The 21,253-nt window shown below is 42.9% G+C and carries 10 protein-coding genes; 2 read left to right on the top strand and 8 right to left on the bottom strand.

Going from position 1 to position 21,253, the window contains the following annotated elements; all coding sequences use genetic code 11:
* Positions 1 to 966, bottom strand: a complete 966-nt coding sequence (locus tag H580_RS0103765; protein WP_028593603.1) for an ABC transporter ATP-binding protein — start codon at positions 964 to 966, stop codon at positions 1 to 3.
* A 66-nt stretch (positions 967 to 1,032) separates the two neighbouring features.
* The gene (locus H580_RS0103760; RefSeq protein WP_028593602.1) at positions 1,033 to 1,845 is read right to left on the bottom strand and encodes a GDSL-type esterase/lipase family protein; all 813 of its coding nucleotides are present in this window, start codon (positions 1,843 to 1,845) and stop codon (positions 1,033 to 1,035) included.
* Between the two features lie 443 nt (positions 1,846 to 2,288).
* On the opposite strand from H580_RS0103760, the gene H580_RS26780 reads away from it, so the two are divergent.
* On the top strand, positions 2,289 to 6,806 hold the full coding sequence (locus H580_RS26780) for a S8 family serine peptidase (RefSeq protein ID WP_036604519.1): 4,518 nt from the start codon (positions 2,289 to 2,291) through the stop codon (positions 6,804 to 6,806).
* 250 nt (positions 6,807 to 7,056) lie between these two features.
* Positions 7,057 to 9,372, top strand: coding sequence for a S8 family serine peptidase (locus H580_RS0103750; protein WP_028593600.1), 2,316 nt, complete (start codon positions 7,057 to 7,059; stop codon positions 9,370 to 9,372).
* A gap of 111 nt (positions 9,373 to 9,483) precedes the next feature.
* On the opposite strand, the gene H580_RS0103745 is transcribed toward H580_RS0103750, so the two are convergent.
* The 6 genes from H580_RS0103745 to H580_RS0103720 form a co-directional block, all read right to left on the bottom strand.
* The gene (locus H580_RS0103745) at positions 9,484 to 11,349 is read right to left on the bottom strand and encodes an ABC transporter ATP-binding protein (protein WP_036604518.1); all 1,866 of its coding nucleotides are present in this window, start codon (positions 11,347 to 11,349) and stop codon (positions 9,484 to 9,486) included.
* On the bottom strand, positions 11,346 to 13,118 hold the full coding sequence (locus H580_RS0103740; RefSeq protein WP_028593598.1) for an ABC transporter ATP-binding protein: 1,773 nt from the start codon (positions 13,116 to 13,118) through the stop codon (positions 11,346 to 11,348). Before H580_RS0103740 ends, H580_RS0103745 begins: the two co-directional genes overlap by 4 nt.
* Before the next feature lie 273 nt (positions 13,119 to 13,391).
* Complete coding sequence (locus tag H580_RS0103735; protein ID WP_169449345.1) at positions 13,392 to 17,195, bottom strand: dynamin family protein; 3,804 nt, start codon at positions 17,193 to 17,195, stop codon at positions 13,392 to 13,394.
* A gap of 117 nt (positions 17,196 to 17,312) precedes the next feature.
* Complete coding sequence (locus H580_RS0103730) at positions 17,313 to 17,585, bottom strand: hypothetical protein (protein WP_028593596.1); 273 nt, start codon at positions 17,583 to 17,585, stop codon at positions 17,313 to 17,315.
* A gap of 47 nt (positions 17,586 to 17,632) precedes the next feature.
* Entirely contained in the window at positions 17,633 to 18,283 is a 651-nt protein-coding gene (gene nth, locus H580_RS0103725) for an endonuclease III (RefSeq protein WP_028593595.1), read from the bottom strand.
* Positions 18,284 to 18,422: 139 nt separating this feature from the next.
* A complete protein-coding gene (locus tag H580_RS0103720; RefSeq protein ID WP_036604516.1) occupies positions 18,423 to 21,170 on the bottom strand; it encodes an S-layer homology domain-containing protein in 2,748 nt (915 codons plus the stop codon).
* Positions 21,171 to 21,253 lie beyond the last annotated feature (83 nt).

Here is a 21,253-nt window from a genome sequence, read left to right as displayed (position 1 = left end):
TTATTCGATGTGCCCCCCTTCTGTCATTTCTAAGAAGAGCTGCTCTAACGTAGGCATTACACGCTGAATACCATTCACTAGCACATCTTGCTCGAGCAATAGTCGATTCAAGTCAGCAATATGCTCAGGATGTGTTTCCGTCAATACTCGACTATCTGGTAAACCTATCAAAATAGACTCATCGATGATTGCATCCTTTTCACTTACGATCCGAGTTAACCCACTTTGCTTCAAAATCTTTGCAGCCTGCTCTACATCCGATACGAACCATATCACATATTGATTTCTTCCAAGTAGAAGCTGATTCACATCATCTACTGCCAGCACTTTTCCGTTGCTAATAATCGCAACACGGTCACACATTAACTGAATTTCGCTTAGCAAGTGACTAGATACAAATACAGCCATCCCACTTTCAGCCAACACACGGATAAATTGGCGCAGCTCCTTGATACCTAAAGGATCCAATCCATTCGTCGGCTCATCTAGAATAAGCAGCTTAGGCCGAACTAGCAACGCTTGAGCAATGCCGAGTCGCTGTCGCATACCTAGGGAATAGGTTCCTACTTTGTCATGAATGCGTTTGGACATCCCAACGACAGCGACTACTTCCTCAATTCGCTTCTCATCTACATCCGGCACCATCCTTGCAAACTGCTCTAAATTTTCCCACCCCGTTAAGAAGTTATACATTTCAGGGTTTTCAACGATGGCACCGACGAAACGAAGCGCTTTCTCTGGTTCTTTATTCACATCATAGCCACATACTTGTATTCTACCTTCTGTCGGCTTAATGAGGTCCACTAACATTCGTATCGTTGTTGTCTTCCCTGCACCGTTGGGGCCGAGAAAGCCAAATATTTCACCTTCATGAACGTCAAACGACACATTATGTATAATCCACTTCTTGCCCACACGTTTCTTCACTTGCTGTACGGACAAGACAGGAATGGACTGTTCAGTCATATGACCGCCTCCTGTTTATCTAACTGTAACGAGTCATTACACGCTAATTGACTGCTTTCTCATTTCTTATTTGATACTTTGCACCACTCGTGTAGCAATCGCCTCGTACCCTATTCCATTCGGATGAAAATGATCAGAAGACAAATATTTTCCTATGTTACGCTCAAATAAATCTTGTGTCGGAATCATAATCATATTCGCATCTTTATTTATCTCATTAAACATCGTATCATTCCATTGCTGAACAACTTCATTACCATCTTGATGCATTTCTTTCAAATCAGAAAATGGATTGTACAATCCCACATATACGATAAGTGCAGATTCATTCCATTCTCTAATCTGTTTCAGCACCCGAATCGCATCAGTCGTCCCCTTTTCTACTTTTACCTTGAGAGATTCTGCGTTCAATGGGTTGTTGCTCATCTGATCATCGCGTGCGCTTTGAAATAAATCATTGCCGCCTATGGTTAGAAAAATAACGTTCGCTTGCTTCAATGTATTGCCGACAGATTGCTGTTTCAAACGTTCAGCTAGTTGATCTGCACGCTGTCCATTAATAGCTAAATTATTTACGAGTTTAACAGGTTTCGTTTGCTCCTTAGATAGCTGGGCGACAGCACGACGAACATAACCTTGACCTGTCTCATCCCCTGTCCCACGAGTCAAGGAATCTCCTAAGGAGACAATATTTATTTCTTGCTCTGAACGTTCTGGTTCAACAATTGGTGCTTGAGACTCAGGTTTCTCTGTAAATGGTATGGAAGCAGGAGCTATAATATCTGCGACAGCCAAACCAAATCCTAAGAGAAACAGCAACGTCGTCGCCACTCCCCCCGCCATAATAATCGACCACAGCCGAGATTGTTTACGCTTCAAAGATACCCCTCGTTTCTTTGTTCAAATATAACCCTCTGTGCAAGCGCGCAAACACATGAGAACGACGCCTCACACGATTACAATACTTCATATCGATATTTTTCCAATCAATATCTTTACATTACCTATTTCCTTGAAACAATGCAAACATAACCAGTTCATTCCATTTGACAAAAAGCTTGCAAATTCTGCATTTTTCGCCTCGCTACCTAAACGAAAATCAGGACTTTTTTCTATATAATTAGGAATATAATCCATGTACACTGGTCAATTCTCACATTAAAATAGGAAGTATTACCTCATAGACAAGCACACCTTAGAATCGTACTCAGTTAGATGCAGTTCACTTCATCCTCGAAAGGAGGTTCTGCGCTTTCCTTCATGCCTCATTGTTTTAACTCTATCATCGTATTATAACCCCATTTATTGAAGGAGGATTTTATTTGAGTACAACTTCCTACCGCAAAACGTTAGCTACATTTATGAGCCTAACGCTAACTGCAAGCCTATTGTTTCCAACTTTTGCAGCAGCTGAGCAAGCAGGGCAACCTTCCAAGTTGTCAGAGATTGAAAAAATTAAAAACTTAAAAGTAACATCCCAACTACCGCAGGATATCAAGTTACAATTATCAAAATTAGAACCCCAAAATTATTTACCTCAGGCTTATTCAGAAGGTAATAAACCGATCACTGTTATCGTAGAACTTCAAACAGAGCCTGTGAAAGTTCAACAGACTCAACAAAACCCTGGCATTTTAGCGAATGGTGAGGACACCATTCAACACTTGCAAGTGGAACAAGCACAATTTAAATACGCGCTTCAATCCGAGTTAAACGGTAAGGTTAATCAACAATTCACTCAAGTTTTCAATGGCTTCGCCGTTGAGATCAAGGGACAGCAAGTAGAAGACCTACTTAAACTCCCAGGTGTAAAAGCAATTTATCCAAATCAGACGTTCTATTCATTGCCATTCCAAGATGATGCAAATGTGAATCCATTTATGGATGAATCGACGAAGCATATCGGTGCTCCTCTGTTTTGGAAAGCTGATGTGACGGGCAAAAACATTAAGGTCGGCGTACTCGATACAGGGGTTGATTACAATCACCCAAGCTTAAAGGATGCCTACAAAGGCGGATATGACACTATCGACAACGATAACGATCCATATGAAACTAAGCCTAATCCGGCGAAACCACCAAGAAACGGTCGTAACGTAGAAACCTCTCATGGTACTCATGTCGCTGGAACTATTTTAGGGCGAGGCAATCCCGAAATCCCTAACTATGATAAAGGTTGGGTACGAGGCGTAGCACCTGGTGCCGATCTTTATGCTTACCGCGTACTTGGTGAGTATGGTAGTGGTACAACTGCTTCTGTTATCGCCGGGATTGAAAAAGCAGTTGAGCAAGGTATGGACGTTCTGAATCTATCCTTAGGCTCACCTACTAACTTCGAATATACAGCAGATTCCGTAGCTGCTAACAATGCTGCCATAGTAGGAGTCCCTGTAGTTATTTCGAACGGAAACTCAGGCCCTAACGGTTATACCGTTGGTAGTCCAGGTGCTGCGCATCAAGCGATTTCGGTTGGCGCATCTACACCACCACTAAAAGCTGCTAATTTCCACGGTGTTGGTACAACCGCTATTCACGGTAATATTGCTACATATGAGAAGTTCCTACAAGATAACCAAGAGCTTGAGGTCGTGTTCGCGGGACTTGGTAAAACTTCTGATTTTACAAATAAAAATGTTAAAGGAAAACTGGTTCTTATCTCCCGTGGAGAGATTACATTTGTTGAAAAAGCGCTTAATGCTACAGCTGCAGGTGCTGCTGCCGTTCTTATTCATAACAATGCTGACGGAGAGCTAAGCCCATCTGTACCTGATCCTAAAGCCGTTCCTACATTCGGTATTACGAAGAAAGATGGAGAAGCGATTAAAGCGAAGCTCGCTGCTGGAACAACAAAGCTAACGTACTCAACGGTTACCGAACAGGATCTAGTGGCTGGCTTTAGTTCACGCGGCCCTGCTTTGCCAGGATATGCAATTAAACCTGATATTCTCGCACCTGGCGTAGCGATTCGTTCCTCTGTCCCGGCCTTTGACGGCAAATACGAAAAAGCTTATGAAGATAACAATGGCACAAGTATGGCCGCTCCTCATATAGCTGGTGTTGTAGCGCTATTACAGGAAAAAGCCGAGAAGGAACAAAAAGAATTAAATCCAGATTTAATCAAGTCACTCATTACGAATAATGCAGTTTCTGTTAAAACACGCGAAGGTCAAACCTATGATATTGCCTCTCAAGGCGCAGGTCGTGTGGACCTTCCTAGAATCCTACAAGCAGAAGCTGTTGCTTCAGTAGGATACACGACAGATGCAACAAAAGATTATGTACCTGATGAATATTCCACTGGTAGTGTATCATTTGGTCAAGTAAATGTCGGTGCAGCATCTGAAAAACAAGTAACACTCAAAGATATTGCCAACAAAGGCCAAGTGTATGATGTTTCTGTGGAAACAATCAGCGGTTCCCCGAATGTTACCGTAACTGCGGATCAAACTCAGGTGAACCTTACAGCTGGCGGTCAAGCTTCATTCAAACTTACGCTGAATGTGCCTACTAATGCAGCTAAAGGTGTATATGAAGGGGCTGTAATACTAAAGGAGACTACAAGCAATCATACTTTACGTCTTCCGTACAGCGCTTATGTTGGTGAAGATTACGTTCTGCCATCAGTACCTACTGTCACTCCTTCTAAACTTTACTTCTCTCCAAATGGGGATGGCGTGCAGGATGTTATTGATGTTGAGTATGGGGTTGCTGAAAAAGTAAATCAACTAGCCATCAGTGTAGTGGATGCTGTTTACAACGAACAAGGTACGATTCTAGAATCAAATGGCAGTGTCAATAAAGGATATTATGAATTCAGCAAATGGAATGGAACAGTGAAGAAAGACAATGCATCCGTTTCACTCAAAGATGGTTTCTATTATTTGGTTCCTAAAGTTGATTCTAAGCTGTTACTCAATGCTAGAAGTGGACTTATTGTAGATAATACAGCTCCAGACTATACATTAAATGAACCAGGAGTAATTAAAGGTAAGCCTACTCATGGTACGATTAGTGGTACAATCGATAGCGATTTACTAATCGATCTGCTACCTGCAACAGAACCACTTAAAAATATCATTGGTGTAGAAATAGCAGCAATCAATCCGGATGGCTCTGCAAGCTACTTTAAGGGAGAGGTCTACGACAACGGTGATTTTAAAGTAGATGTGCCATTAAAGTATGGCGCAAATGCACTTGGAATATTTGTATATGATTTAGCTGGAAACGGACTCACTGAACCACAAATTATCGAATTTAATTATAAGCCTGACTCACCAGCTGTAGGAGCCATTTCATCTGCTTCTGAAGTTAAGGTGGGAGATACGTTCCGCGTAGATGTAAAGGTTACAGCCACTGAGGCGGTTTATGCAGCTAACTTTAGCGTATTGTACGATAAAAAGTTTGAGTTGGAACTTAGTAATATTCAGCAAAGTGTAACGTTGGCTACCTACCAACAGCAGCATAATCCTGGTGTACCATTATCGATTCAATCAAACATTGTTGATTTTGGTCCTAATAAGAAGAGACTCGATTATGCAGTAAGCCTTTCCAATGGGGCTGCTAAAGGCGTCGATAATCTTGTCAGCCTAACGTTCAAAGCAAAAGAAGCAGGCTCTTATTTATTTGATGTCCAAAACATTAAGTTGTTAAGTTCAGCAGATAAAGTAGAGGCTGTTGTACCTTATGCACCTATCTTAATAAAAGTAGTTAAACCTGCACCTGAAAAACCAAACCCAGGTAACAACTACTCAGGCGGCGGATATTTCCCTTCTGCTCCATCAGGAACTAAACTAAAAGCAGGAACGTTAACGGAGTCCACCAAAGACAGTAAGAAAAATGCGATCTTAGCGGTAGAAGACAGCGTAATTAAGGCTCAATTGGACAACAAAGATGTGAAGCAAGTTCAACTTGATGTATCTGACGTAGACTTCACGAAATACGAGCAAGTTGAGATCCAGCTGTCCAGCTCTATTGCTAAAGCGCTTATTGACGCCAAGAAAACATTGCGCGTAAACGGTACTACCGTTGATATTCAAGCATACAACGAAACACTCAGCGAACTAGCTGACAAAGATGGCATCAAGTTCATTATCTCTCAAAAGAATGCTCCTTCCACTTCTGCTGTGGCAGGTGTGAAACAAGCTGCACCAACATTGAAATTCGCAACAAACAAGCAAACATGGAAAGCTCCATTGCTAGTCGGTCTCAAAATTGATGCCGCAGTGGCAAAAGATCCGCGTAAAGTAGGCGTTTACGACGCTACTTACAGCGACAAACTAACTTACTTGAATGCTGGTCTTAAGCCAGCAACAGGGTATCTACATGTTAATGTAGATAAATCTGGCACTATCTTCACATTAGGCTCTTATGAAAAATCTTTCTCTGATCTTGCAAAGCATTGGGCAAAAGATCGCATTGAAGTGCTTGCGGCTCACCATTTGATCGCAGGCAAAACGACGCCTAACACATTCAAGCCGAACGACAACGTAAATCAAGCTGAATGGCTGTCCTTGTTGGATCGTTTACTTGGTTCAACACTAAAGTGGAATGATCGTGCGAAAGAAAAAGGTGCATTTACGAACCTTACACGCGAACAAGTTGCTGTATTGCTTGTTCAAGCTTTGAAAGCTGATCTCAAATCAACGACGAAGAAGCTTACATTCAAAGACAGCAACAAGATTAGCGCTGATGCCCAAGCTGCAATCGCTTATGCAGTTGAGCAAGGCTTTATCCGTGGCACAGACAAAAATCTATTCAACCCTAAAGCACTCGTAACACGTGCTGAAGCAGCTGCTATTCTCCATCGTGTATTGGAGCATTTGCAGCACCAGCACAAATAATTTTAAACACAATTATTAAATAAGAGGCTATTCCAACCGTAGACTTCTACGAGGAGGGATAGCTTCTTATTTTTTCGCCTCTTCCAACTTTAATTTCTCGTAATCATTATTGTTTCACCGTCTAATATATGGGGTAATTTGTATTTACTGCACTTCGATTACCTGCATTACCTGCATTCCCTTTCGCGCCCGCTGAAAAGCCTCAATCCTTAATCACTTATCTAGAACAAACAACTAGGAGGCCTAATTGATGAATCAAATGAATAACAAGTGGTATTTGAAATTACTAAGTATTAGCTTATGCATTGGAATTCTACTCCCCTCATCCAGTCTAGCTGCGTTAGGACACCCGCAAGTCCCGTTGCCCAATCCAATACTAACTCCTAAAAGTTATGTAACGAACTACGACAAAACAAGCAGTACGCCAATTACCGTACTTGTTGAATTACATAGTGATCCATTGAAAGTGCACGACCTCAAAGCCAAAAATGGACTTGTGGCACGTTCGCAAACGCAAACGTATAAGCAACAAATTAACAGAGAACAAGCTGATTTCAAACAATCCCTGCTGCAAAGCTCGCAAGCACAAATTAATCATCAGTATGTTCAAGTGTTTAATGGCGTATCGATTCAACTTCCACAACATGAGGTGGATCAATTATTGCAGCTGCCTCATGTGAAAGCTATTTATCCAAATCAAATCTTTCACGAAACCCCTTTAACCTACGCCGATGCAGAAGCTAGCATGCAGCATCCTACTTCAAATACAACGATTAGCCATGATATTATCGGGGTGTCAGCACTATGGAATCTAGGTTTCAAAGGAAAAGGAATACGAGTTGGTGTTATTGATTCTGGCGTCGATTATCGCCATCCAAGCTTGGCGAAGGCCTATCGAGGAGGTTACGACTTTGTAGATAACGATAAAGATCCGATGGAGACACAACCTAGGCCTGACCTCACAGCTGAAGAAAATGCTAAATACGCGACGGTGCATGGGACATTTGTAGCTGGTGTATTGGTAGGTCGTGGTAACCCTAGCACACCAAATGGTCCGTACGGCTCTGTTCGCGGAGTTGCACCGGAAGCGGAACTTTACGCCTATCGCGTACTTGGCCCGTATAAAAAAGGAACAACCGAACACATCGTTGCTGCGATTGAACAAGCAGTAAAAGACGATATGGACATCATCAATCTATCCTTAAGCGGCGAAAGCAATTCACAGTATACAGCGGACACAGTAGCTCTAAATAATGCTGCCATGTCAGGAGTTATAGCCGTCACCTCCAATGGCAATCGAGGGCCTGGTGAATATAGTGTCACCCACCCTACTGGTGCACATCAAGCTATTGCTGTGGGAGCTTCCACGAGTACAAACATCAACCAACAGCAGATTGCACCATTTAGCTCTCGTGGGCCATCTTTGCCAGACTACGAGATTAAACCCGATCTTGTAGCTCCTGGTACAAAGATTCGTTCTACAGTCCCTTCATGGGATGGTGATTACTCCAATGCCTACAAAGAAACAAATGGCACAAGTATGGCTGCTCCACATGTCGCTGGTACCGCCGCGTTACTGTTGAACAAAGCAGAAATAGAAGGTAGTTATTTTGAACCAGGAGAAATCAAATCTATACTTATGAACAATGCAGTACCGCTTACAGATGCAGCTGGAAAAAGGTACAAGATCCACGACCAAGGAGCAGGTCGATTATCCATCCCAACTGTACTGGAAGCTGAAGCAATTGCACTCATACAAGCTACGACCAATGTTACGAATAACGCTCAACCTGATGACTATTACACAGGCAGCCTTTCTTTTGGACAAGTTATGCCTGGTGCTAACATTCAGCGTGAACTGATACTTAAAGATATCGTAGATAAAAACCAAGTGTATAACATATCCATCCAGTTCGATGGACCAAATCACAATACAGCCGATATAGCAGATCCATATTACAAAGAGGCATCTGAGCAACAGACAAACCAATCACCTGTCACCATTTCAGTTCTTGATGCAACTTACGATACAACCGTCCCATTGCGCGCTGGAGAACAAGCTGACATTTCTATTCAATTACAAGTACCTGAAAATGTAACCGAGGGAAGCAGCTTTGGACACATTATCCTAACGGAAGCAACAAGCGGACACATCTTACGAGTCCCTTTTAGTGTATTTATTGGAGACCGATATACATTACCACCCGTATTTTCTCTTAAAATGACACCGAATGTGTTGAACACAAATCAACCTACAGCAAATATTGAATATAGTGTACGCGAATCTATCCAACATTTGAATTTGAGTGTTCAACATGCAGTATACGGCGACATGGGAACGATCCAAGAGCGATCAGGAATTACGAAGCGCGGACACTACGAAGTACGCAATTGGAACGGAACCGTCTTAAAAGATAACCGCAAGGTCCAATTGCCAGATGGAGCGTATACAATTATCCCTACTATAGGAACATCACAGACACCAATTACATCTACAGCAATTTCATTTACGATAAACCGAGGCATAATCACATCACACGAAAATCCACGACATAATACCATGTAAGTAACATCTGTACGTAAAAGAAGCTGTCCCTCACCAACTTGGTGTAGGACAGCTTCTTAATTAGTAGAATACAGAAAATGCAATAGTCGTACACGCACAATCCTCACTAAATTACATGTACTTGAATTGAGCAGCTACCAAACCATAATACGTGCCTTGTTTATCCATCAGTTGATCATGCGAGCCTTGTTCTTGAATAACACCTTGATTCAGTACAATAATACGGTCGCAATCTCGAATGGTTGATAATCGATGCGCAATGATAAAGGAAGTACGCCCTTTAAGCAATGTCTTCAACGCATGTTGAATTTTAATTTCCGTATCGGTATCAATACTTGCTGTCGCCTCATCCAAAATAAGAATTCTCGGATCCGCAAGCAGCGCTCTAGCGAATGACAACAACTGCCGCTGTCCCATAGAAAGGGCACTTCCGCGCTCTTGCACCTCTGTATCATAGCCCATTGGCAACTTCTCAATAAACTCATGAGCATGAACAGAACGTGCAGCTGCCTCCACTTCCTCATCTGTTGCATCTAGTCGACCGAAGCGGATGTTCTCACGTATAGTACCCGAAAATATAAACGTGTCTTGCATAACGATACCGATCTGTGTCCGCAAGCTGTTCAATTGTACTTCACGTATATCATGACCATCAACGAGTACACGTCCCTCTGTCGGATCGTAAAACCGACTAATTAAACTAATAATCGTCGTTTTACCTGAGCCTGTATGGCCAACAAGAGCAATGGATTGCCCTGCTTCCACATCGAAGGAGATATTTCGTATTGCAGGACGGCCAGCTTCATATTCAAACACAACGTTGTCGAGCTGAATATCTCCCTTTACAACAGGCAGCTGCTTTGATTCTTTATTCTCATCCACATTTGGCTTCTCGTCCATAAACTCAAATATGCGCTCTGACGAAGCCATAGCAATCAACATTTGAGAATACATCATACCTAGACGGTTAATCGGTTCCCAGAAGTTCCCTACATACTGCGCGAACGCGAACAATATCCCAACCGTAATAGCTCCAACTTGAATTAAATGCGAGCCATACCAGAATAATATGAATCCTCCAATTGCGCTCGTAACCTCAATAATCGGGCTAAACGTTTGATTCATCATCGAAGCCCGGTCAAAGGAAGCTTTATTGATGCGGTTCATTTTATCAAAAAACTTCATGTTCTCTTGTTCTTGCGCATAAGCTTGTGTCACTCGCATCCCTTGAATCGCTTCATTCAAATGAGAATTAATGCGAGATTGCTTAATGCGAACATCTTGCCAAGCCATGCGAATATGACGGCGCAATCGCGTAGAAACAACGAACATAATCGGTACAGTAATCATAACCGCGATAGCTAATTTTACATTTAAGAACATTAATATAATGACGATCCCTGCCAATTGAAGCAAATCAACTAAAACGTTTATAGCCCCATTGGTAAACAAATCTTGCAAAGAGTTCACATCATTCGTAATACGTACGAGGACGGAACCTGCAGGACGCTTATCATAGAAACGGAAAGACAACGTCTGTATATGCTTGAACAAATCAGCACGTAAATCATAAATAATGCGTTGACCAATCATACTCATAAACTTAATGCGATATGTATTTGCAGCCCATTGAACAATGTACAAGCCAAGTACGGTACCAGCCACGATATACAGCATTCTAAGAGACGGATCCATGCCATTTGACGGAGCAATAGCTGAATCAATCGCATAACTAATGAGAAACGGAATTGACAACTTCGTCAGTGTATCTACGATAATAAGTACGATCAGTGCAGGAAGCAGCTGACGCTTGTACGGTCGCATATAAGCGAACAGCCTGCGCATTTGAGCCCAGTTGAACGGCTTCTCAATAAGTTCATCATCTGGATATACAAATCGCGAAGGATTTTTCTGGGCTTCACGCGCAATCGCTTCTGACTCATGCTGCGAAGTCGATGCAGCTGTTGTGGTCCTCATGAGCTCACCTCACTATAAACCCCTTGTTTGGCAAGGTTCAAATAATCTGCATATTGAATTTGGTACGTATCCTGATACATGCCTGGCTGTTGAATAAGTTCCTCATGCGTTCCACGCTGAACTATCTTTCCTTTATCTAATATGAGAATCTCATCGGCATGTCGCAAAGAAGAAATACGATGGGCAATAATAAATACAGTACGGCCTTTCATCACTTCTTGGAACCCAGCTTGAATCGAATGCTCTGTTTCCATATCTACAGCACTTGTCGCATCATCCAGCACTAATACTTTAGGGTCGCACAACAATGCGCGCGCTATTGCAATACGCTGCTTTTGACCACCTGACAACCCAAGTCCACGTTCCCCTACTAACGTATCATAGCCTAATGGAAGCTCCATAATAAAATCATGCGCTTGGGCCAACTTCGCAGCGCGAACAATTTCATCCATGCTCACATCATTGCGACCGTATGCGATGTTGTTTCGTATCGTTGATGAGAACAAGAACGTCTCTTGAAATACGATAGCCACTTGACTACGCAGACTCGTAATTTCAATGTCTTTGATGTTTCTCCCATCCAGCATTATTGCTCCCTCATTCACATCATAAGCTCGCATAAGCAGCTGAATAATGGTAGACTTACCAGCCCCCGTGCCTCCCATCAAGCCGATTACTTTACCAGGAGTAGCATCAAAGTCAATCTGGCTCACTGCCTCTGCATCTTCTTCATAGTTGAAAGAAACATCATGAAACTGGACATGACCTTGAACCTTATGATCATCCAACACATAAGAAGAGTCACTATTCTTGATGTCGATAGGAGAATCTAGCAATTCCAAAACACGCTCACCAGAGGATTTTGCTTGCGTGTAATTGTTAATATGAAACCCAATACCCCACATTGGACCAATGATATACCATATCATACTGAAAAATGCGACTAGTTCCCCGAGCGACAACTGTTTATTAATTACCATCGCTCCACCTACAGTAAGCAGCAGAACCACACATAATAAAGATAGAAGCTCCATGACCGGAAAATATCCGCCCCACAAGTTGGCCGCGCGCAGCTGATTGTTTTTGTAAGCCTCATTGCGACTTGAGAATTTATCCACTTCGTGTTTTTCGCGCGCGAATGATTTTACCGTACGCATACCAGTTATGTTTTCCTGAGCAGCTGTATTCAGTTCACTAAATGTTTGCCGCATCTCTTGGAAGGCTGGATGAATTTTGGCTTGAAATTTGGATACAGTGAATACGAGTATTGGCATCGTAACCATCGTAATAAGCGTAAGCTGCCAATTAAGCGATAGCATCATTGCGGCTCCGAACACGACCATCAGGAACAAATTCAGCAATTGTGCAAAGCCGAAACCGATAAACAATCGTATTCCTTCCAAATCAGCAGTAAGCCTCGACATCAAATCACCGGTACGTGCTTTGTCATAGTATCGATAAGATAACGTTTGCAGCTTGTCATAAGAAGCATTTCGCATCTCATAGGCAACATGATTGGCTACTCTTCCTCCTAAAAATCCGTGCAGGAATTGCATCGAACCTTTCAGCAACACAACGAGAACTACAGATCCCGCCAGCCAAGGTACCCAATGAAACTGTTCTTTGCCAATAACATCATCAATAAGGATGCGCAGCAAGTTAGGATACACAAGACCAAGCGCAGTTGCTACAACTAAGCATAACAATGATCCCAGCATCATTTTTCTTTGTGACCAATAGTACGGACGTAATTGACCAAAAATATTCATGGCAACCTCCCTCCTCCTACTCTCTATGTTATGTATTATCGGAGTTTAACACCAGCTTGTAGCAACAGCAAAACGCGCATTATCTCATATTTAAGCGGAATATGCGAAATTGAGAGATTTTGCATATATATACCCATATATTTCTTTTAATTCATTGTATTTTCTCAAATAATATCCATATTCCTTCGTTATGCACAAACTGCCCCGATAGATCGGGGCAGCAACTCACGCCATTCATATCAAATAAATATAAGAACGACAAAAAAGATATTTTTATAAGCTTGTTTCTCGCTGTAGATTCACTTGCTGGATTGCATCTTGAAGCACTTCTATCGAGATCGTATCAGACGTAACCGATCTCAATCGATTAATATGTGCAAGCCATACTTCACGCGCTTCATTTTCTAGTTGACTCATTTCATTTTGGAAGCAAGACGTTATATGCGAAATGAGCATCTCCTGCATGTTGTGCACCTCGATCTTCATTGCCTCCGTACACATCACTTCCAAATGCTGCTTCAAGCTATCGCGCCCACCCGCTTCAAAGAAATGCTTTGCATTCTTATACCATTTACGCAGCTCTTTGACTTCCATCTGGAGTTGAGGCAGCTTTGCCTCCACATGTGGTGTAACCCAAGAAGCCAATGGCGGCCACTCGTAAACATAACCTTCGAACCTAGCCATCATAAAGGAAGAAGTATCTCCAATATGCTGAACGATAAGCCGCTTCGCATGCTGTTCTAAGCGCAAGCTCGTAGCCAATACTTCATTCGTCAGCTCTACTTCCAGATGACGTCTCCAATCTTGGAATGCAAGTCGTAATGCTAGATCAAGGTCAGATTGATCAGACCGCAACGATGCCGGATTGAACGCATAGGCAAATCCATCATTGAAACGATATTGAATACGCTGGCGAACGTGATACAGTAATTCTTCACATTCTTGAGTCATTGCACGGGTCTCATCTGTTTGGGCAAGCTCGCTCAATTGATGTTCAACCTCGGACCAAGATTGCTCAATTTGTTTCTGCTGCTGTTCACGATCCGCAGCATTGGATAATATCGCCCGCTCCAATGCTTGGAGCTGCCCATGTGCACGCTGGATGTCAGCATAAGCTCGCTCCATGCTCATCGCAGCAAGTTCATTTACAGCGAATGACATAAACCGTTCTTCAAACGCCTCAAAACCAGCAGCACGGATTTGCGCTTTATCATCTGTCAATTTACCCTCTAGCGCACGTAAACTGGACACCGCATTCAATCTTGGAGAACGAATACCAAACTCCAATAACCTACCTTCTACATAGCTCATAACACTCTCTAACTCGTCCTTACTCGCGGCGAGATCTGCTGCATTGACGATAAAGAACATCTTATCCATTTCGAATGCATCTTTCACTCGTCCAAGCTGAGTAAGGAACTGTCGATCTGCTTGAGAAAAAGCATGATTATAATACGTTACAAACAAAATCATATCTGCATTTTTAATATACTCAAAAGCTACTCCTGTATGCCTTGCATTAATAGAATCCGCACCAGGCGTATCTACGAACACGAAGCCTTGTCGTGTCCATTCACAGTCATACATGTATTCAATATGTTCAACAAAAGCAGAACGAGATTCATCTGCTACATAGGAACGATATTCCGCTTCCTCAACAAGTATTTCTTTACCTATATGTTCTTTGACATGAGCATAGCCCGTCGATATCGCTTGAATAAAGCTATAATGCGGGCGTCCAGAAGGATGCAGCTTATCAGGATTCCATCTCGATAAGGAAGCTAGCGCTTCTTCTAACGAGTAAAGAGCTGCGTTAGCATCGCCCATTTGTACCAAAGCATAACGCATATCTTCTAATAGTCTCTGCTCGCTCTTTAATCGAATCAAGGCAGTACCATGAGGCCGTTCTGCCGTTGGTGCTGTAATCGTATTAATGGCAGCTGTCGTTGGATTAGGAGAAACAGGCAGCGCATTCGCACCAATTAGTGCGTTAGCAAACGATGATTTCCCTGCACTAAATGCGCCAAACAACGCAACAGTAAAACGGTTATTTGCGAGCCGCTCTGCCTTGTTGCGATAGTCAACAGCAAGCGCATTCATCGAGTCGATACGCTCCAATTGCTGTGAAGTCGAGCGCAGCGCTTCTACGGCAGCAGCAATGCCGCTCCGTACATTCGTTGGTTCCAGCACTGAAGCTGCGGTATGTGCTTGCCTTTCTTTTCCTTTAGGCTGTGGTTCAACCCCCGTGCTAACAGAAGTAATATACATTTCATCTACATCGACCCGCTGCTCTAACGCATGCTCCACACTATCCACAATATACTGCTCATTAAGCTCATTCCGCCTTGCATCGACGATGTTACTAGCTTGCTCTCTAACAGAATGAATAACGTGCTGAAGTGACTGCAAATCGTCATTTCCATTCCTATCGTTACGGTCATGATTCAGCTGTGCTTGCAAATGATTCACTGTTAGCTGAACTTCGTTTAGACGCGCTTCCAATTGATGCAATGCAGCTAGCTGCTGTTTTAACTGTTCAAATTGTTTTTCTTGCTGATGAATCATTTCCGAATCTCTTGTGCTCATTTGTTCAAATAATTTATCAGAGCCTGCGAGCACCGTCCGTCTTACTGCAGTCTTCATCTCTTCAGCACGGGATTGACAATAATTCATCGTGTACTCACCGCTGCCTGCTGAGGACTCCTGTACATGCTTCTTCAACATATCATTTGTAAATTGAGGTAGTTCATCCTCCAGCTCTTGTACCAAGAGTCGATCATCCGCTCCTGCTTCACGAGCAAGCGTACGATACATAGATAGCAAATGTGCATACACATGGGCACGCAATTCTTCATTCCATTTGGCAGTGAGCTGGTCTAGTCGACGCTCCCGCTCCGCCTCTGTTTTTCCTGCTGTAAAGAGGAGTCCAACTTTGAAACCAGGTTTACGACTGTCCAAATACTGCTGTGCTGCATCACGGAGCACGGAAGGTGTTAAGTTCGCGTCCCGTAGAAGACGCATCAGCGCTTGCATCCACTCATTCTGCTGATTCGTGATCTGACCACGCAACAGCTCCAATTGAGATGCTGCAGCGTCATACTCCCCTTGCAGCGCCTGTACCGCTTCCTTGCCTCCAACTTGCTCTTCCCATTGCTCACGTTCTTCTGCTATTGGCTCAGTAGCCCAAGCCTCATATTCTTTCACAATCTCCTGTGAAGCTCTGATCGCTCCAACTTGCACAAATGGTGCTCTATGTTCTACCAACAAACGGAGTGCCGTTTGCGCAGCCATCCACTCATTGCATGGATGCTCAGGCTGGCGCATCGATACATAATAAATAGCTGCTGGCGCAATATTCCACGCTTCCAAAGCAGCCTCAACGCTATCGCGATAACTTTGAAACGACAGTTCTTGTTCACGATGTTTATCAATTTGGTTCACAATCCAAATGAGCGGCTTACCTGCGTCAGCAACCTTTTTAGCGAAAGTAAAATTCAACTCAGACTGTACATGATTATAATCCGTTACATAAACGACAACATCAGCCAAATGCAACGCTGATTCGGTTGCAGCTCGGTGCGCATCGTCCGTAGAGTCAACACCTGGAGTATCAAGTAATACAGCTCCATCCCGAAGCCATTCTACCTCTTCAAACAGAACGATTCGCTCAATCTGCTCTCCATCGCGGCAAGCGGCTTGCAGCTCCGACAAAGGAATTTGCTCAGCAGTGGTCCCACCTGTAGAATTATGGCGATATATTTCAGCACGACTTGTTCCATACCGAACCTCAACAATATTTGCACTAGTTGGTATCGGACTAGATGGCAGTAATGCTCGACCGCTTAAGCCGTTGATGACGGTGGACTTGCCTGCAGAAAAGTGCCCACACATCGCAATGTATACAGATTGCTCACGCCATTTGACGGCTACTTCTTTCATTTTAGTTGATGCGGCGGCATTTCCAGCAGCCTCTAATTGAGCAGCTAGAGCCTCCAATTGTTTATCGAAGCTTATTGAATCTGTACCTGAATGTATTACGGATTGAAGCGTTTCTGAGATGCGATCCCTATTATGCACAATACCCATTCCCCCATCTATAAGCTCCACGCCTTTTAGCAAGACATGGTAAATCGATTTTTTGCATGAAAAAACCGAGAATGCTCGGCTTTCTCATTTTGCCTACAAACTCGGTTATTAGTGTACCATATTTTGTTCTTCAGGGAGAAGAATTTCAAACTGTTTAGCATGCTGTAGAATAATAATGCCTTGATGCTTATCGCGCATTACGACTACATTATTTTTCTGCTTCATCCGATCCACATATTGTTCAGGCACACTGCCTGCTCCATACACCGTTACGCCGTCCACTTCGATTTCCTCATCGTCTTGGACAGGTTGTTCAAGCAACTTCAAGTATATATCTGAGAATTGTTCGAAGCTATCCGTATATACTGAGATGCACTTCATTTCGATCGCCACCTATCCGTGTAAATAGTATATTATCCATTCTTCCTTCATTTAGCTGCTTTCATACGCCTTTTGCCAAATTTACATATCTCTAGCAACGGACAAACTTCGCAGCGCGGGGACTGAGCTTTGCAGTGATATCTTCCAAAAAAAATAAGTCTATGATGCGTATCCGTCCATTCCTGCTTCGGGATTTTTCGCATAAGTTTCTTTTCAACTTCCAACACACTATCTTCATCATTAGCAAGGCCTAAGCGCTTAGATACACGCTCTACATGTGTGTCAACTGCTATCGCAGGCACACCGAAAGCATTGGAAACTACGACATTCGCAGTCTTACGCCCTACTCCTGGCAATGTTGTTAATTGTTCGTGCTGACGCGGAACTTCACCATCATAACTCTCTAGTAATATATGGGACAGTTTCTGAATGTTCTTCGCTTTATTTCGAAATAGTCCAATGCGTCGAATATCCTGTTCCAATTCATCTAGAGGCACTGCAATATAGTCTTCTGGTCGCTTGTATTTGCGGAACAAATCAGCCGTGACCTTGTTGACCATCTCATCGGTACATTGCGCAGATAGCAAAACCGCAATCGTCAACTCAAATGGATTGGAATGATGTAATTCACAATGCGCATCTGGGAACATCTCCCCAAGCGTATCCAATATGCGGCGCACACGTGCGCTTGTTGCCATTTAAATCCCTCTCTTCTTTTCTTACCCAAGAATATATTATACCATGCTACAAGCTATTATGGCTAGTAAATGTCGTATAACGTCAATAAAAATTCAAAAGAGCTTGGTCTATGATGACCAAGCTCTTGCATCCGTTAAACTAGTTTTTCTCTACTTCAACGACTTTGCCATTCATTAGATAAATCGTAATACTATCACCGTTTTTGAAGGAAGACCAATTAAGCGTCTGACCTTTACTATGAACAAGCGCTTCTGGCAGCACAATGAGGCGAGGCTGAGAGCCACTCACGCTAGTACGTTGTACGAACAACTCCTTCGTATTCGCATCATACTTCCAGAAATTATGCTTCTCACCAGCCATTACTTTCAATACGGTTGCATTGTTTGCATCTTTACGAATTTCTATACGCTCTCCTACTTGCAGCGCTGCTGCACTATTCGAAGTTGTACCATTTGCTGCAATAACAGTCACACCATTATTAATCGGATGCGTAGACGTCTGACCTTTGTAATCTTTAATTGTAACGATACCTGCGCTTGCGTCAATCGCTTCAATACGCCCCGTATTTACTGCTACTTTTCGCAGTTCTACTAAGCTGCGTCCATTGAACACGGCATTGACAACGTCGTCTGGACGCAAGTCAGATACGGAAAGCTTTTCATTGTTAAATCCATACACAGGAACCGACAATACAGAATGCTCCTCAACTTGGCGACTTGTATCCCTAAGCGTCACACGGCCGTTGGACGAATTCACTCCTGCAATTTCAAACTGTTTGTTTGTACGCACAGACATAGACATCGCACTTGCCTGATCTTGGGATAAGACCACTGTCACTTCATTGCCAGGTTTGACGTCAGCAAGTGTCGCACTGCTTTTCCCGTATACATCAACTACGAATAAGTTAGTCGAGTATGGAATCGTAATGATTTGCTCATTTGCAAGCTTTAATGTAATGGTACGGGAAGAGGTGCTGACATTGACAATCGTACCTTCGTATTTATGCGCAAATGACACAAGAAGTACTTTGTCTCCCGTAAACTGAATGTTTACTTTACGCTTGCCATTCAGCATCGGAATAACAGCAGCGCCGATAATACTATTGCCATCCAACTCATACTTCGTATCATCCGTTAAATAGAAGCTCTTAACGCCAATATTATCAGCGATGACCGTCAACAATTTTTTCTCCGCATTATAATATTCAACTTGAGCACCGATAAGCGTCTCTACTTTACGGCTAAGCACTTCAATGCGCGTAACCTTATCTTCTCCATCGATCGTCAACTTGACACGATCTCCATATTCTCCAGCAAGCAAGTTATCCACACTAGTGTGTTTCATACCATTAATGACAACTTCAACATTGCGAGCAATCATTTTCGCTTCCAGTCGGTTGTCGTCCTTCAAAATGGTGATACTCGTCTTAGCAGGTCCCATTGCTTGAATCTTACCGTCAATCGTATAGGAAGGAGAGCTGTTTAATGTGATTCCAGTAATGACACTATTTTTCACTGTAAACGTAATCGGATCGTTCACTTTCAAATCTTCGAACTTAAATAGCTGATTCGCATAACTTACGACAGCCTGCTCATCTACTCGGAACGTCTCGCTTGCACCATTATCAAGTTTAACCGTCACATTTCGAGTCGTTTTGTTAATTTCAGTAATAGAACCTTTACCAGACTTATTGACAGGGCCTGACTTGACCTGAATTTCAAGCACGCGACGATCTTCAGAGAAAGTTTCACGCATAATCGTCAATTCTGAATCGGCTGTTAGCTTGTCTACCGTAATTGTATTACCGCTTGCATCTTTCAAGATTGTATTTTGCTCATACTTGACTTGCTGCAAGTCTTCGCTGCCTGCTACTTTGAGATAAAGCTTGTTCTCAGATGGAACTACATATTTCAACGTAGCTTGTACAGTCTCCACTTGAGGTGCTGCATCTATCAATTCTACATAAGCCGCATTGTTAGCTTCTCCGATAACACGTACTTTTGTATAAGCTGGAATATCCTTAGGAGCAATCGGCTTAGCATTACTGTAGTATACTGTTTTCGCATCTACACGATAGTTAACCCATTGATTGTCCTGATTAAACAAACGAATAGAGCTATCCGTAATGCCACCAGAAATGCCATGGTACTCATTCGCGTACTGAATATCAAGCACACTCTCGCCACGGCTGAAGAAAGAAGCAATTTGCGCACGAGTTACATTATTTTTCGGAAGAAAACGGTTTTTGTCCATACCTGTCGCTAGCTTTAAATGGGTAGCCACATTCACATAACCTAGCGCATTAGCTGAGATATCACCGTTGTCCGCAAATGTCGTTTCTTGTTTCATTGCTTCTTGTGCATCAGCATCTTTTCCCATTGCTCGAACAAGAATTTTAGTTACCCATTCACGTGTAGCTTTCTGCTCTCCCCAGGTTCCTTTTGCTTTAGGATCAAGTGCTGCTACTTCCTCAGTCTTATTGATCAATCCCTTCTGGATTGCCAATGCTGCATATGGCTTGAAATGATTGCCCACTTTAATCCCTTCAGGCAGCACAACCTCATCAGCATTCGGAAGCTCACTCTTCACATTCATATATTGAAGTGCAATCGTAATTGCTTCTTGTTGCGTAACAGGATCATCAGGACGGAACTTACCATTGTACCCTTTCAAAATACCTAGTGCCGCTAGTTTATGTATATGAGCTTCGCCCCAATGCCCAGACTTCAAATCTGAAAACATAGGACTAAACCCTGTCGTGTTTACTTTAGTCGCAGTTGAAGCAGCCTCCGCAGCCAATGCCGCAGGAACTGTTGACATCGTTAACGATAAAGCCAGTATCGCACTTGTAGCAATACGGATTGGCTTACGAGTTTGATTTACCATGACGCATCTCCTTAATATCCCAATTATCTGTTCGTTCAAATATGTATCTATTCGACAACAACAGGGGCATCTCCTGCCCCTGT

The organism is Paenibacillus assamensis DSM 18201 (assembly GCF_000422445.1).
Lineage (GTDB): Bacteria > Bacillota > Bacilli > Paenibacillales > Paenibacillaceae > Paenibacillus_B > Paenibacillus_B assamensis.
This window is presented reverse-complemented; position numbering and strand designations above follow the sequence as displayed.

Coding starts and splice junctions, on each gene's coding strand:
- H580_RS0103745 (WP_036604518.1), bottom strand. CDS start 11,349: ATGAGGACCACAACAGCTGCATCGACTTCGCAGCATGAGTCAGAAGCG.
- H580_RS0103730 (WP_028593596.1), bottom strand. CDS start 17,585: ATGAAGTGCATCTCAGTATATACGGATAGCTTCGAACAATTCTCAGAT.
- H580_RS0103765 (WP_028593603.1), bottom strand. CDS start 966: ATGACTGAACAGTCCATTCCTGTCTTGTCCGTACAGCAAGTGAAGAAA.
- H580_RS0103720 (WP_036604516.1), bottom strand. CDS start 21,170: ATGGTAAATCAAACTCGTAAGCCAATCCGTATTGCTACAAGTGCGATA.
- H580_RS0103750 (WP_028593600.1), top strand. CDS start 7,057: ATGAATCAAATGAATAACAAGTGGTATTTGAAATTACTAAGTATTAGC.
- nth (WP_028593595.1), bottom strand. CDS start 18,283: ATGGCAACAAGCGCACGTGTGCGCCGCATATTGGATACGCTTGGGGAG.
- H580_RS0103740 (WP_028593598.1), bottom strand. CDS start 13,118: ATGAATATTTTTGGTCAATTACGTCCGTACTATTGGTCACAAAGAAAA.